The 14,355-nt window shown below is 44.6% G+C and carries 11 protein-coding genes; 5 read left to right on the top strand and 6 right to left on the bottom strand.

Annotated features, from left to right (window positions below):
- Window positions 1-57 precede the first annotated feature (57 nt).
- From HUW51_RS19570 to HUW51_RS19560, 3 genes are all read right to left on the bottom strand, one after another.
- Complete coding sequence (locus tag HUW51_RS19570) at window positions 58-579, bottom strand: VOC family protein (protein WP_185271315.1); 522 nt, start codon at window positions 577-579, stop codon at window positions 58-60.
- Between the two features lie 120 nt (window positions 580-699).
- The gene (locus HUW51_RS19565) at window positions 700-1,551 is read right to left on the bottom strand and encodes a sialate O-acetylesterase (protein WP_185271314.1); all 852 of its coding nucleotides are present in this window, start codon (window positions 1,549-1,551) and stop codon (window positions 700-702) included.
- Between the two features lie 246 nt (window positions 1,552-1,797).
- Window positions 1,798-2,001, bottom strand: coding sequence for a hypothetical protein (locus HUW51_RS19560; RefSeq protein ID WP_228466758.1), 204 nt, complete (start codon window positions 1,999-2,001; stop codon window positions 1,798-1,800).
- A 209-nt stretch (window positions 2,002-2,210) separates the two neighbouring features.
- Between HUW51_RS19560 and HUW51_RS19555 the strand changes: the two genes are divergently transcribed.
- The 4 genes from HUW51_RS19555 to HUW51_RS19540 all read left to right on the top strand — a co-directional run bounded on the left by HUW51_RS19555 (window position 2,211) and on the right by HUW51_RS19540 (window position 8,748).
- Window positions 2,211-3,509 (top strand): TolC family protein, encoded by a 1,299-nt coding sequence (locus tag HUW51_RS19555; protein WP_185271313.1) that lies wholly within the window; start codon window positions 2,211-2,213, stop codon window positions 3,507-3,509.
- A 12-nt stretch (window positions 3,510-3,521) separates the two neighbouring features.
- Window positions 3,522-4,628 (top strand): efflux RND transporter periplasmic adaptor subunit, encoded by a 1,107-nt coding sequence (locus HUW51_RS19550; RefSeq protein ID WP_185271312.1) that lies wholly within the window; start codon window positions 3,522-3,524, stop codon window positions 4,626-4,628.
- Between the two features lie 61 nt (window positions 4,629-4,689).
- Window positions 4,690-7,836, top strand: coding sequence for an efflux RND transporter permease subunit (locus HUW51_RS19545; RefSeq protein ID WP_185271311.1), 3,147 nt, complete (start codon window positions 4,690-4,692; stop codon window positions 7,834-7,836).
- Window positions 7,837-8,328: 492 nt separating this feature from the next.
- Window positions 8,329-8,748: a hypothetical protein gene (locus HUW51_RS19540; protein ID WP_185271310.1), complete on the top strand. Its 420-nt coding sequence runs from the start codon at window positions 8,329-8,331 to the stop codon at window positions 8,746-8,748.
- A 101-nt stretch (window positions 8,749-8,849) separates the two neighbouring features.
- Here the strand turns inward: HUW51_RS19540 and HUW51_RS19535 are convergent, their stop codons facing one another.
- Both HUW51_RS19535 and HUW51_RS19530 read right to left on the bottom strand, forming a co-directional pair.
- Window positions 8,850-10,205 (bottom strand): HAMP domain-containing sensor histidine kinase, encoded by a 1,356-nt coding sequence (locus tag HUW51_RS19535; RefSeq protein ID WP_185271309.1) that lies wholly within the window; start codon window positions 10,203-10,205, stop codon window positions 8,850-8,852.
- Between the two features lie 6 nt (window positions 10,206-10,211).
- On the bottom strand, window positions 10,212-10,889 hold the full coding sequence (locus HUW51_RS19530) for a response regulator transcription factor (protein WP_185271308.1): 678 nt from the start codon (window positions 10,887-10,889) through the stop codon (window positions 10,212-10,214).
- A 219-nt stretch (window positions 10,890-11,108) separates the two neighbouring features.
- On the opposite strand from HUW51_RS19530, the gene HUW51_RS19525 reads away from it, so the two are divergent.
- Window positions 11,109-12,881 carry a glycoside hydrolase family 9 protein gene (locus tag HUW51_RS19525; RefSeq protein ID WP_185271307.1) on the top strand — a complete coding sequence of 591 codons (1,773 nt, stop codon included), beginning with the start codon at window positions 11,109-11,111 and terminating at the stop codon, window positions 12,879-12,881.
- Window positions 12,882-12,965: 84 nt separating this feature from the next.
- Here the strand turns inward: HUW51_RS19525 and HUW51_RS19520 are convergent, their stop codons facing one another.
- Complete coding sequence (locus tag HUW51_RS19520; RefSeq protein ID WP_185271306.1) at window positions 12,966-14,324, bottom strand: Gfo/Idh/MocA family protein; 1,359 nt, start codon at window positions 14,322-14,324, stop codon at window positions 12,966-12,968.
- Between the last annotated feature and the right edge of the window lie 31 nt (window positions 14,325-14,355).

The following is a 14,355-nucleotide window of genomic DNA, read 5'->3' as shown; positions in this document are numbered from 1 at the left end:
AATTTAAAAAATGCATTTAATTGCTGACTGATTAGGGAATATTTTTTAAATTATTGCTTACTCCATCGGCCCGATCAGTTCTATAAAAGTTCCGTCGGGGTCTTGCACCAGCACAAAATGCGATTTCTCGTTTAAGGGGATAGGTGTACTGCCAAGGAATTTCACGTTTTTCGCTTTTAACCTGTCTATAACCGGTTTTAAGGCTTTTACATTAATGGTGATGTACTGCACCCCGGTATCGTCCTGAATAAATTTGGATTGGGGTCGGTTGGCTTTTTTCCCGAAACTCATCAGCTTCCACTCATTCGCTTCCGGACTGTTTTCTAATTTTAAAACCGTTACTTCCGTAGGCACCCCGTTCGATAAACCGGAACGTTTCCCAAAATCTGCGTTAATGGTAAAGTTATAGGCTTTTACCATACCAATGGTATTTACATAAAAGTCTAAAGACTTGTCTAAATCCGACACCACTACTCCGGAGCCAATTAACTTACTACTAAAGTTAGATTGCGAATAAGAAGTAAAAGTCAGCAACAAGGCCGCAACTAAGAATGAGAAATTTAATAAAGATTTTTTCATGTGGTTTGAGGTGTATTGAGGTTCAGAAACCCAATTCTTGTTAAAAATTAAAAATGTATAAATAGAGAAGGTATAATTTAGACTTTGGCTAATAAATTACTTTGACACAAACCTATAAACTTACTTCGTTTGCACGTTTTTGTAACCCAACAAGGCCAGCATCTTTTCCCCATATCGGGTTCCTAGTTTTCTGTAACCTTCGGCCGTGAAATGCAGATGATCCGGTACGGCCGTGCAACCTTCCGAAGAAATAACATGCGCGTTCGGGATGGTCTGGGGCAGCGTAGCAATAATTTCGTTCATGCTGGCGCAGGCTCCGCCCTCCTCTTTGCTTACGAGCTCACCGGCTAACAAAGGCACCGATTTAGCTTTTAAGCCCAAGTCTTTAATCAGGTTGTCGTAAACCCCTTTTACTTTTAAAGGCCATTCTTTATCACCCGTGTTCGACTCTCCCTGGTGCAGTAAGATTCCTTTAATTACTCCTTTTTTCTGAGCCAGTTTAGCCATTTCCAACAGGCGCCCGTAAGGATTCCCATCGTAAGATTTTATAAAACCAACCATCCAGTCAGGAGCTGTGGCCACGTAGGATTGGTAATTGTTTTTATCAAACAATTCAATTTTGCAGCCACCCACCGAAACATTTATAACAGCTACTTTAATTTTTTCGGGCAGGTTAGCGGTTAAGGTTCGGCCAAAATAATCGGCGGGGGTTAAGCCGGTATTGCATCTTGTTAAAGGCGGCGTAGCCGGATACCACTCCCCTTTTTTTCTTCCCAGATCCGGACAATCAACCGCTTCTAAAACCATAAACCGTTTATCTGCCGTAGTATCCTGGGGTTCAAACTTGGCATTGCCCTCCATATTCGATTGACCAAAGCACAGGAATACATACAGATTTTTGTCCTGCGAAAAAGCAGCGGTGTTTACTAAATTTAATAAAGCAGCCAGGAAAAAGATTCTTGTTATTTTCATTATACTCTAAATAAAATTACAAATCTGGAATTACTAAACATGTTTAAAAAGCTACCAATTAGGCGTCTGCCGGTTTAAAGCCTTATTATAGTTTTAAAAATAATGAGTTAAGAAGCACCAAATTACGAATAGCTGTCGATTTGACAATTTTAAGCAGGTACAAATTAATACGGATTGCCGTTAATTGTATCAGGAAAATCTTTTAGAAAAGCTAAAAAGCCTCTTCGTTTAAAACAAAGAGGCTTTTTAGCTGTAGTGGAAGGAACCGCCATCATCTACTTCCAGGTTTTTATCCGGATTAATGTGCAAGATACTTTCGTTAAATATATCTGGAAAGATATTGACATCTTCGTTCCAAGAAGTGCCTTTTAAGGAGAGATAAGTGTATCCTAATCGGGTAAGGTGTAGAACTGCAGGAATTTTTACGCGGGTGTTCTCGTTGAAAACCATGGTTTAAATATAGCAAAGAGAGTTAGCTTCATACCTAAAAAGAGCGCATAATAATTTCCAACTTACAAACACCACTACCACCCATCCTAAAAATTAAAATATTTTAAAAATTTTATATTTTTCCTGCTTTCTTACCGTATTCTAATCTCTCTCTAACGCCAGCCTAATACGGCGCATCTACTTTTGCTGCACTTCATCTTACTTGAGTTATGCAGCGATTACTTACTTTACTTGTTTTCATTTTATTAATCGGTTTCCGGGGGGCCGCCCAAAGTCCACCGGAAAACTTAATAAATGCCCGCACCGATACCCTTCGGCTAAATATGGCGCAAGCCGAAGAAATATTTTTAAAAAATAACCTGCCTTTGCTTTCGCAGCGGCTGGATATTGATGCGGCCAAGGCTGCCATTATTCAGGCCCGGTTATTCCCCAACCCTACCCTGTCGGTGGAGCAAAACATTTACAACCCCAACAACCAAAAATATTTCGATACGGGTAAATCGGGGCAGAACATTGTGGAGTTTCAACAAATGATTGAGTTGGCTGGCAAACGCAACAAACGCATCCAAATCGAACAACTCAATTCCCAAATCACCGAATTTCAATACTTTGATTTACTCCGTTCGCTGCGGTTTGAGTTACGCACCTCGTTGGTAGAGCTTAATTATTTAATCCAGAACCTGGCCATATACCAAAGCAAAACGGAACCCATTCGCCGACTGGTGACTGCCTACGAATCGCAGTTAAAAAAAGGCAACGTTTCGCTGAAAGAAGTAACCCGTTTAAAAGCGCTGATTTTTTCTCTGGAGAACGAGCGGCTGGACTTAATCCACCAGATTAATGACCGCGAAGCTAGCGTGAGTTTACTGCTGGGCGCCAAACCCACTATTTTTATTTTACCAACCTTTAACGAAACCCAACTAAACCGGGCAGATGCCACCCTACCCTACGAGCAGTTGCTGGCAACCGCCACCGAAAACCGCTACGATTTAAAACTGGTGCAAACCAACGTAAACCTGCAGGAAGCCCAATTAAACTACCAAAAAGCGCTGGCCGTGCCCGACCTGGGATTAGGCGCTATTTACGACCGGCAAGGGTCTTTTATCCGCGATTACGTGGGCGTACAGGCGCAGTTTAGTTTACCATTTTTAAACCGCAACCAGGGCAACATTAAAGCCGCCAAAATACTGGTGGATAAAAGCAAAACTGACTTGCAGCAATATCAAAACCAGGTAGAACAAGAAGTCATGTCGGCTTACAACAAGGTACGCGAAACCGATAAAATTTACCTGGGCCACTACGCCAACTTTTCCCAGGACTTTGACAAACTACTCGACGGCATTACCGAGAGCTTCGGCAAGCGCAACATCAGCCTGATTGAGTTTGTGGATTATTACGAAACCTACACCGAAAGCATTACCCAAATGCTGCAATTAAAAACCAACCGCATTAAAGCTTTAGAAGAAATAAATTTTGCCGTGGGCACCCCCGTCATTCAATACCAATAAACCGCATTCCTTATGAAAAGAAAAGTATTATTCAGCTATATCGCGTTTTTTGTGGCTAGTTACACCCTCAGCAGTTGCCACTCCACGCCAACGGTAAAAGTAGAGCCGCCCACCAGCTCATTTTGTCTGAACGATTCGCTGGCCACTAATTTAAAACTGGATACTGCCCTGATGCAGCCCGTACAGAATGAACTTACCTTATCCGGGAAAGTGGATTTCGACGAAAAAGGAGTTTTTAAAATTTTTCCTTTAGTAGGTGGTCAGGTATTGGATGTAAAAGCCGACTTAGGCGATTTCGTGGAAAAAGGACAAATACTGGCTGTAATTAAAAGCGGCGAAATTGCCGACTACGAAAAGCAATTGATTGATGCCCGTGCCAACTTACAATTAGCCAGCAAAAACCTGGACGTAGCGCAGGATATGTTTAAAGCCGGTTTAACCTCGGAGCGCGACTTAATTGCGGCCCAAAAAGAACACCAGAATGCCCAGGCCGACATCCAGAAAATTCAGGAAATTTTTAAAATTTATAATATTTCCCGCAACTCCGAATACGTGGTAAAAGCGCCGGCTTCGGGCTTTATTGCTGAAAAGCGGATTAACCGCGACACGCAAATCCGCTCCGACGATGCCAATAACATTTTTACCATATCCAGCATGAACCAGATCTGGGTAATGGCCAACGTGTACGAAACTGATATTTCTAAAATTGAAAGCGGGCAGGATGTAGAAGTTACTACCCTGAGCTATCCTGACAAAATTTTCCGGGGTAAAATTGATAAAACCATGAACATCATCGATCCGGAAACTCGCGTCATGAAAGTACGCATCCGGATGGAAAACCCGGATTACCTGCTCAAACCAGAGATGTTTACTACCGTTCGGGTAAAATACGGCTACCCCGACAACGAAAAGCTCATTACTATCCCCAGTCAGGACATCATTTTTGATAACAGCCGCAACTTTGTAGTGGTGTACCGCAAAAAATGCGACGTAGAAGTACGCGAAGTAGAAATTTTTAAAACCTCGGGCGCTCAGACCTACATTAAAAGCGGCTTAAAGGAAGGCGAGAAACTTATTTCGCAGAACCAATTGCTCGTGTACAACGCCCTGAACAGCTAGACTCGCCCTTATTCTATTTGCCTTTGTAGCCGGCACCGAAAGCCGAAAAATTTAAAAATACATGAAAAAATTTATCTCCAACCTGATTGGATTTTCGCTGAAAAACAAAGGGTTTGTTTTTATAGTAACAGCCGTGATGGTGATTGCCGGGGTGGTATCGTACCGCAATACGCCCATCGAAGCTTTTCCGGATGTTACCAATACCCAGATTACCATTATTACGCAATGGCCGGGCCGCAGCGCCGAAGAAATTGAAAAGTTTGTGACCGTGCCGGTAGAAATTGCCATGAACTCGGTGCCGAAAAAAACGGACGTGCGCTCTACCACCTTATTCGGATTGTCGGTGGTTAAAATTTTGTTCGAAGACGAAGTAACCGACGATTACGCCCGCATGCAGGTAAATAACATGCTCATGAACGTGGATTTACCCGAAGGCATAAACCCGGAAGTGCAACCGCCCTACGGCCCGACCGGTGAGATTTTCCGGTACACGCTCACGGGCAAAGGCCGCACCGCCCGTGATTTGAAAACCATTCAAGATTGGGTAATCGACCGGAATTTACGCAGCGTTCCCGGCGTAGCCGATATTGTGAGTTTTGGCGGCGAAGTAAAAACCTACGAAATCAGCGTGAACCCTACGCAATTACTTAAATACCAGATTACGCCCCTGGACGTGTACGAAGCCGTTTCGAAGAGTAATATTAACGTGGGTGGCGACGTAATTACCAAAAACAACCAGGCCTACGTGGTGCGGGGTATTGGCTTGCTCAACAACATTCCAGATATTGAAAACATCATTGTTACTAACATTAACGGAACGCCCATATTTGTAAAGAACGTGGCCGACGTAAATGAATCAGCAATGCCGCGCATGGGCCAGGTGGGCCGCGCTAACCAGGACGACGTAGTGGAAGGCATTGTGGTGATGCGCAAAGGCGAAGATGCTCAGGTGGTCATCGACCGGATAAAAACAAAGATTGAAGAACTCAACACCCGCATTTTACCTTCGGATGTAAACATCGATATTTTCTACAACCGCGAAACCCTGATCAACTACGCCATAAACACGGTATCGCATAACCTGGTAGAAGGCATTGTGCTGGTATCGTTTATTGTGCTTTTGTTTATGGCCGATTGGCGCACCACGGTTACTATTTCCATTGTTATTCCGCTGGCTTTATTGTTTGCTTTTATTTGCTTGCGTTTGCGGGGCATGTCGGCCAATTTGCTATCCATGGGCGCCATCGATTTTGGGATTATCGTGGATGGTGCGGTGGTAATGGTGGAAGGTATTTTTGTGTCGCTAGACCATTTGGCAAAGCGGGTCGGGATGGAGAAATTTAACCGCATGTCGAAGCTGGGCTTAATCCGGAAAACCGGCACCGAAATGGGCAAGGCGGTATTTTTCTCGAAGCTCATTATCATTACCTGTTTGCTGCCCATTTTCGCTTTCCAGAAAGTAGAAGGAAAAATGTTTTCGCCGCTGGCCTTTACTTTAGGTTTTGCCTTGCTGGGGGCTTTAATTTTTACCCTCACCCTGGTGCCGGTGCTGGCCAGTATGCTTCTGAAGAAAAACGTGCGCGAAAAGCACAACGTGTTTGTGGAGTTTATTACCCGCAATTCCATGCGCATTTTCAACTTTGGGTACGCCCGCAAAAAAGCCACTATTCTATTAGCCACTGCTGCCGTAGCCATTGGTTTATTCAGCTTTAAGTTTCTGGGTACCGAATTTTTACCGCAACTCGACGAAGGCTCGATTTACGTGCGGGCCAGCTTGCCCATGAGCATTTCCCTGGACGAATCGGTAAGGCTGAGTACCGAAATGCGGCACACTTTTTTAAAATTTGAAGAAGTTAACCAGGTCATGAGCCAAACCGGCCGGCCGAATGACGGCACCGACCCTACCGGTTTTTACAACATCGAATTCCACGTGGATATCAAACCCAAAGAAGAATGGAAAGTGAAACAAACCAAAAATGAGCTAATCGAGCGTATGAAAGAAAAACTGGCCGTGTACCCGGGCGTGGTGTTTGGTTTCTCGCAACCTATTTCGGATAACGTAGAAGAAGCCGCTTCGGGCGTAAAAGGTTCTATTGCGGTAAAAATTTACGGTCAGGATTTAAACGTGCTCGAAAAGAAAATCCAGGAAGTGTACAACCAACTGGCCACCGTGCAGGGCATCGAAGATTTAGGAATTTTAAAAAATATCGGTCAGCCCGAAATGCGCGTGGAGCTAGACGAACACAAAATGGCCTTGTATGGCGTTACCACCGCCGATGCCCAGAGCGTGGTAGAAATGGCGATTGGCGGTAAAGCTGCCACCGAGATCTACGAAGGCGAACGCAAATTTGACCTGCGCATCCGGTATCAGGGACCTTACCGCCAAACCGAGCGAGAATTAGCTAAACTAATGGTGCCTACCTTAAACGGCGCCCAGGTACCCATCAGCGAAATTGCCACGATTCGCACGATTACCGGTCCTTCGCTAATCTTCCGGGATAATAACCACCGTTTTATCGCGGTTAAGTTTTCGGTGCGGGGCCGCGACATGGGCGGTGCCGTGAAAGAAGCCCAGGAAAAAGTAAGTCAGGCTGTTAAACTATCCAAAGAAAATACCATTAAATGGACCGGCGATTTTGAAAACCAGCGCCGCGCCGAAGACCGTCTCATGCAAGTAGTACCAATTAGCTTGCTGTTAATTTTCTTTATCTTGTTTAGTTTGTTTGGCAATATGCGCGACGCCGGCTTAGTGTTGGTAAACGTACCGTTTGCCATTATCGGGGGCATTGCCGCCTTGCTGCTCACGGGCATTAACTTTAGTATATCGGCGGGTATTGGTTTTATTGCCTTGTTCGGGATTTGTATTCAAAACGGGGTAATTCTGATCTCTGTTTTTAAAAATAATTTAAATCTGGATATGCCCATGACCGAAGCCGTAAAAGATGGGGTTTTAAGCCGGGTGCGCCCCGTTGTCATGACGGCTTTAATGGCGGCCATCGGGTTGGTGCCGGCAGCCCTTTCTACCGGCATTGGTTCCGAAACCCAGAAACCCCTGGCTATTGTGGTAATCGGTGGATTGATCAGCGGTACCATCCTTACCCTGTTTGTATTCCCGCTCATATTTGATGTGTTCTACCGCCGCGCCGAAGTGCGGAAAGCGAAAAAACAGTTACGGAAAGTACAATGGCAGCGCGTGGAAATAAACTAATGTTTAATTGTGTAAATAATTGTCATGGTTAAAGTGTTAATATACGTAGTAAAGAAGGCAGCTGCAGGCTGCCTTTTTTCTTTTAACCAAGTAGAACCAAGCCTAAGTACCCAGCATATAATTGCTTATGCCTAGTTGATTCAGGATTAAAATTGGCTGAATTATTTCTATAATAGTTTGTAGGGTAGCGAATCACTATTGCGCGTATTTCTTAAATTTATTTCCCAGGTTAACTCAATATGAGGCGCCACGTAAAAATTAAAAACTTAAAAATAGTGCTATACTTCTATCAATATATTCGTGTTTTTAATTAATCCTGATTCGTACAAGATTGTAAATTTGTACGTGTTTGGATGAGCCTATAGAATTAAAAATGCCTATAACGCTCCACTCTGATTATTCAAATTCCCGCGCTGACTCACTGGTTGTTTTTTTGATTATTCTGCAAGCTATATTTTAGTTTGCCTAACCAGTATTACCTTACCGCCTATTATGCTTGTGTTTGAAATTGAAACTGTTGAGTTTGAACATCATCCGGATTTTAAAATTTTAGAACTTCGTTGGATTAAAGTAATTGAACCCCATAGTTGGGAGATTCTGGTACCTAAATTAATTGAAGTTGGTAACTCTTACCAGATTGAAAGTATTATATTCGACGCCAGCTATGCCGAAATCCAACCAAGTATCCAGGTGGTGCAACAATTACCTTTAAGCACTTACATTAAAAGGTTAAGTGCTATACTTTCTTTAAAAAAGATTGCCCGGGTAGCTTCCGGTTCCAGTACTTACGACCAGCTAGTACAAGACCAATATACCTCTGGCATGCCCGCCAATCCCGGCATAGAATTTAAAAATTTTGAACATCGCTACGCCGCCATCGATTGGGTTACCGGTAAAGCAAAGCTATCCTGAAATCATAAGAGCGATAAAGAAAAAGGTAATAAATTAACGAGGCAAATAAACAGTAATCCATAAAAGGCATAGTAATTTGTATAGCTTTGACCTGCCTTTTTTTAAGCCGCTACCGGCAAAGTAACCATTACTTCGGTGCCCTCTCCTTCCTGCGATTTAATGAGTAAGCTACCGCCGTGTTGGGCAATAATTTTATTGCTTAAATTTAACCCGATACCAGTACCCGGAATGCCTCGGGCATTATGCGCCCGGAAAAACGGGTGGGCCATATTGCTTAAGTCGGCGGCAGGAATGCCAATGCCCTGGTCCCGGATAGTAATTGCAATGATTTGATTTTCGGCTTTTAAAGTAACAAAAACGGGTTGGTAGTGCGAAAATTTAAGGGCATTTTCCAGTAGGTTCTTCAGGGCCGTTATTAATAATGCTTTGTTGCCCGCAACAATTAAGTTGTCTGGGTTTTCAGGTAAGTCTTCTAAGTTTAACCGGATGGCCGGCTGCTTTATTTCTTCCAGCAACTCCATAATTAGTTCATCAATCCGGAATGGCTCGGCCTGACTCTCCACTTCCGGTTGATCGGTTTGCGCGAGTTTTAACAAATTCTTGGTTAATTTTTCCAGGCGTTCGGTTTCGCTTTGCAAACGCTCCAACGAAATTTTGTATTCTGCGAGGCTGCGGTCGCGGGTTAAGGTAACTTCTATTTCGCCCGCAATAGCCGTTAACGGGTTCTGTAATTCGTGCGAAGCATTGGCGATAAAGTTTTTTTGTAGGACAAAAGAATTCTCCAACCGGTCGAGCATCTGGTTAAAAGTATTGCTCAGGTGCGCGATCTCGTCTTGGTTAGCATCTTCGGTCAGGCGCAGATGCAAATTGGTGGCCCTAATTTTATTTACCTGGTTTATGATGGCCGCAATGGGGTTTAAAGCCTGGTTAGCCACTACTCTACCCACAATTATCACGAGTAAAATACTGCCGATAAAACTAGCCAATAAGACCAATTGCAAGTACTTTAGTTTTCTTCTTCCCGAGGCATCATCTCCCGAAACCAATATGTAAAAATCGCCTTCGTTATCGGTATAGTAATAGGCAACGGCCTGGTTGTTGTTTAAAACAAAACTTTTAAATTCGTTGCGCTTTAGTTCCGGTAACACTTTTTGCAGCACCGCTGCTTCTTCCGGAGGCCGGGTTAACCAGCTTTTCTTTTCTTTGGCGTAAACGTTTACCTGCTCGCCCATTAAGGTTTGCCTCGATTTTTGTTTTAGTTTAGCCAGCGAAGCCGCACTAAGCTCGTCTTGCTCCAGTTGCAACTGTCCGGCCAGAATAGCCCGGTCGGCTAAGCGGTTGTAAAAGTCGCGCTTGGTAAAATTGGCCACTAGCAGGTACACCGCTAAACCACTAATAAAAATAATAATGGCAATAAGGGCCGTAAAAGTAAAAGTCAGGCGGTTACGAATGGTCATGTGGAGTTAAGCCGGTTCGCGTAAAGAATAACCCATGCCAATAACGGTCTGGATTAACTTGGGATGAAAGTCTTTATCTATTTTGTTGCGGAGGTAATTCACGTATACATCCACCACCTTGGGTCCCAAATCCATGTTAAAATCCCAGACGTTTTCCAGCAAGTCCATCCGGGAGAGTACTTTGCCTTTATTTTTTAAAAAATACTCGAGCAAAGCAAATTCCCGGGCCGTCAGGTTTATTTCTTTGCCATTGCGGCTGACGGTTTTGGTATCCAGGTTTAGTTCCAGATCGGCTAAGGACATGGAAATTGCGGCTTCTTTCATGGAGCTACGCCGGGTTAAAGCGCGCACCCGGGCCAGGAGTTCTTTAAATTTAAACGGTTTGGCAATGTAATCATCCGCGCCGTTATCCAGTCCGGTTACCACATCGTCGGTAGTGCCCAGGGCAGTTAACATTAAAATAGGCGTTTTTTTGTCGAAACTGCGAATGGCTTTGCATAACTCTAGGCCGTTAATGCCCGGCATAATTACGTCGAGCAAGATAAGGCTATACGAATTGCGCGAGGCCAGCATTTTACCGGTGGTGCCATCGTAGGCCACCTCCACTTCGTAAGCTTGTTCCTGCAACCCTTTTTTTAAAAAAGCGGCAACGTTGGGCTCATCTTCTACAATTAAAATATTCATCGGAGTGAAATTAGCAATCTAAATGAAATAAAAAACAAATAAAGCCGGAACACTTGTTAGCTTAGCAGCTACTTACTCCAACTTTGTACCTGCCTACCTTTTAAAGAACACCTAACTTTCTGCCAAAGAATATTTTTAAAAAAAGCAGTTTTTTAAATTTTACTACTGCCGCCTTTTAGCAGAACAACTTATATTGCAACTGCATTTCTCATGTTATTTATGGCAAGAAACATCATCGCTTTTAGTGTTCTGGTATTATTTTTCTTTTCAACAGGTTGTACGAAACAAATTAATCCGGAGGCCTGGATCCGCATCAATCAGTTGGGGTATCGCCCCAGTTCCCCGAAAGTGGCCGTTCGGTGCGCCAAGTCTGACGAAGCCCTAACTGATTTTGAATTAATTGATGTACAAACCGATAAAGTTGTATTTACAGGCAAAACCGGTAAAGCATACGGCAGCTACGGTCCTTTCGCCCAAACCTACCGCTTAAATTTTTCGGAGTACAAGAAGCCGGGAAAATTTAAGATACGGGCCGGGCAAGCAGAATCGCCGGCATTTGCGATTAACGAACAGGTATACGATAATGCGGCGGAGTTTTGTTTGCGGTATATGCGCCAGCAGCGCACGGGTTTTAATCCGTACCTGAAAGATAGTTGCCACACCCAGGATGGATATGTCTTATATGGTGCTAAAGCTGGTTTAAAAGACAGTACCTACGTAGATGTAGTAGGCGGCTGGCACGATGCCAGCGACTACCTACAATACGCTACTACTTCGGCCAATGCTACCTACAATTTGTTAGCCGCTTACCGCGATTTTCCGGCGGTATTTAAAGACCAGAAACAAGCTAATGGCCTTGATGGAGAAAATGGGCAACCTGATATTTTGGATGAAGCCAAGTGGGGACTGGACTGGCTGTTAAAAATGCACCCGCAAAAAAACGTAATGTTTAACCAGATTGGCGATGACCGGGACCATTACGCCATGCGCATTCCCAAAATGGATAGCGTTTATGGCCGCGGTTACCAACGGCCGGTTTACTTTATTAACGGCGAAGTGCAACAACGCGGTAAATTCCTGAACAATACGCAGGGCACCTCTTCTACTGCCTGCAAGTTTAGCAGCGCGTTTGCCCTGGGAGCCACTATTTTTAATGCAGCCGACAAAGCTTATGCCGGTAAACTTCAGGAAAAATCTTTAACTGCTTACCAATATGCCTTGCAAAAGCCGGGTGTTACCCAAACGGTTTCGGTAAAATCGCCTTACATCTACGCCGAAGAAAACTGGGTAGACGATATGGAACTGGCAGCCACTTTGGCAGGAAAATTAGAGGAAGCGCAAAAATATGCCCGCCAGGAGCCACAAACCCCGTGGCTGGGCACCGATACGGCCAGCCATTATCAGTGGTATCCGTTTATTAACCTGGGGCATTTTGAGTTAGCGAAACAACTTACCGGCGCATCCCGCGACACCATTGTTAATTTTTATAAGAAAGGCATTGCGTTGGTGCAAAACAAAGCTAAAACCAACGCTTTTAACCGGGGCGTGCCTTTTATCTGGTGCAGTAACAATCTTACTACTTCTTTTGCCATCCAGTGTTTTTGGTACCGGCAACTTACCAACGATACTCAGTTCGAAGAGCTGGAACAAGCCAACCTGGATTGGCTATTTGGCTGTAATCCCTGGGGCACGTCTATGGTTTATGGCTTACCCGCCAATGGTGACACGCCGGTTGATCCGCATTCGGCCTTTACACACCTGAAACAATACCCGATTGATGGCGGCCTGGTGGATGGACCGGTGTACACTAAAATTTACCAGAACCTGATTGGAATCAAATTAAATGACCCGGACGAGTATGAACCTTTCCAGAGTGACGTGGCAGTATACCACGACGACTACGGCGATTACAGCACCAATGAGCCCACCATGGACGGTACCGCCTCGCTCATTTACCTGCTGGCGGCAAAACAAGGCGAACAATTAAAATAACTCAGATGAGGCGGATGAAAGCGTTAATGGTAGATTTTTAAATTTTTAAAAATTCTACCTCATCACATTATACCAGTATTTCACTTACACCGCAAACACCGGTTGCCGGGTTTTCCATTTGCCGCGGGTAAAATCCGGAATGGGGATTGAAGCTGAGTTTTGCGCAATCGATTGTTCTGATAAAGGACTAATGGCCGACCAGGCAGCAGCATCGTACACATCAATGGGTGGGGCGGTTTTGTTTTTGATGGCTTCCACAAAGTCGCGCATCACAAAATAATCCATACCGCCGTGCCCGGAGCCTTCGGCTACTTTCTCGAATTGCTGCCAGAGTTTATGGTCGTATTTTTTTAAATAAGGGTCGGCGGGTTCCCATTCGTCGTTGGTTTTGCTTACTTTCTCAATATAAATCTGGTTGCCATCGTCCATCCAAAGGCCGTTGGTGCCCTGCACCCGGAACCCTAAAGAATACGGGCGCGGCGAGTTAGTATCGTGGGTAATTAAGATGGTTTCGCCGTTGGCGCATTTTATCATGGTTTGCACGACATCGCCCAGTTTAAATTTTACTTTAGCGTTCGGGTGATTTTCGCCGCCATTATCTACAATATATTTGTGCAAACCAAGTCCCTTAGAAGCCATGGAAGTTAAGTACAAAAACTGATTTCCACGGTTAATGTTTATCATTTCGGCCACGGGGCCAAGTCCATGGGTAGGATAAAGGTCGCCGTTGCGATCGATGGAATGTTGCGTGCGCCACCTGGCTTCGCTAAACGCTTTGGGCCCGAACTCGACCCCAACACCGGGCGGTTGTTTGCCGTCGTTAAATTTAATACCGCGTAAATCGTGTTGGTAGCCGCACTGCAAATGCATTATTTCCCCGAACAGGTTCTGGCGCACCATGTTTAACACGGCCATTACGTCGCGGCGGTAACACACGTTTTCGAGGATCATGCAGTGTGCCCCGGTTTTTTCAAAAGTATCTACCAAAGCCCAGGATTCTTCTAGTTTTACGGTAGCCGATACTTCAACGCCGGCGTATTTGCGGGCATTCATGGCGGCTAAAGCCATGGGCACGTGCCATTCCCAAGGAGTTGCAATAATCACCCCGTCTACATCGTCGCTCTTCACTAAATTTTCAAAATCGTGGTCGTTTTTGCTATAAACCTTAGCTTCCTTCCGTCCAGAGTCGCGCAGCATTTTCTGGGCGGCTGCAATGGCGGCAGGGTCGATGTCGCAGATAGCCGTGATACTTACTTCCGGAAAAGCTAAGGCATTGTGCAAGTGATCTCTACCGCGTAAACCCACGCCAATAAAACCCAACCTGACTTTAGGCGCTGTATTTTGCGCGAATACATGGCCGGGCATCAAACTGCTGGCTAACCCTGCTGCCAAAACCCCCGAACTCTGCCGGATAAACTCCCGCCGGTTAATTAAATACCCCATGAAATTAAAAGTTTATAGAAACACGAACAGC

Source organism: Adhaeribacter swui (assembly GCF_014217805.1).
Classification (GTDB): Bacteria; Bacteroidota; Bacteroidia; order Cytophagales; family Hymenobacteraceae; genus Adhaeribacter; species Adhaeribacter swui.
This window is presented reverse-complemented; position numbering and strand designations above follow the sequence as displayed.

Excerpts from the sequence above, each read along its gene's own strand:
- HUW51_RS19535 (WP_185271309.1), bottom strand. The coding sequence starts at position 10,205 with ATGACCATTCGTAACCGCCTGACTTTTACTTTTACGGCCCTTATTGCC.
- HUW51_RS19565 (WP_185271314.1), bottom strand. The coding sequence starts at position 1,551 with ATGAAAATAACAAGAATCTTTTTCCTGGCTGCTTTATTAAATTTAGTA.
- HUW51_RS19530 (WP_185271308.1), bottom strand. The coding sequence starts at position 10,889 with ATGAATATTTTAATTGTAGAAGATGAGCCCAACGTTGCCGCTTTTTTA.
- HUW51_RS19570 (WP_185271315.1), bottom strand. The coding sequence starts at position 579 with ATGAAAAAATCTTTATTAAATTTCTCATTCTTAGTTGCGGCCTTGTTG.
- HUW51_RS19545 (WP_185271311.1), top strand. The coding sequence starts at position 4,690 with ATGAAAAAATTTATCTCCAACCTGATTGGATTTTCGCTGAAAAACAAA.
- HUW51_RS19560 (WP_228466758.1), bottom strand. The coding sequence starts at position 2,001 with ATGGTTTTCAACGAGAACACCCGCGTAAAAATTCCTGCAGTTCTACAC.
- HUW51_RS19550 (WP_185271312.1), top strand. The coding sequence starts at position 3,522 with ATGAAAAGAAAAGTATTATTCAGCTATATCGCGTTTTTTGTGGCTAGT.
- HUW51_RS19540 (WP_185271310.1), top strand. The coding sequence starts at position 8,329 with ATGCTTGTGTTTGAAATTGAAACTGTTGAGTTTGAACATCATCCGGAT.
- HUW51_RS19555 (WP_185271313.1), top strand. The coding sequence starts at position 2,211 with ATGCAGCGATTACTTACTTTACTTGTTTTCATTTTATTAATCGGTTTC.
- HUW51_RS19525 (WP_185271307.1), top strand. The coding sequence starts at position 11,109 with ATGGCAAGAAACATCATCGCTTTTAGTGTTCTGGTATTATTTTTCTTT.
- HUW51_RS19520 (WP_185271306.1), bottom strand. The coding sequence starts at position 14,324 with ATGGGGTATTTAATTAACCGGCGGGAGTTTATCCGGCAGAGTTCGGGG.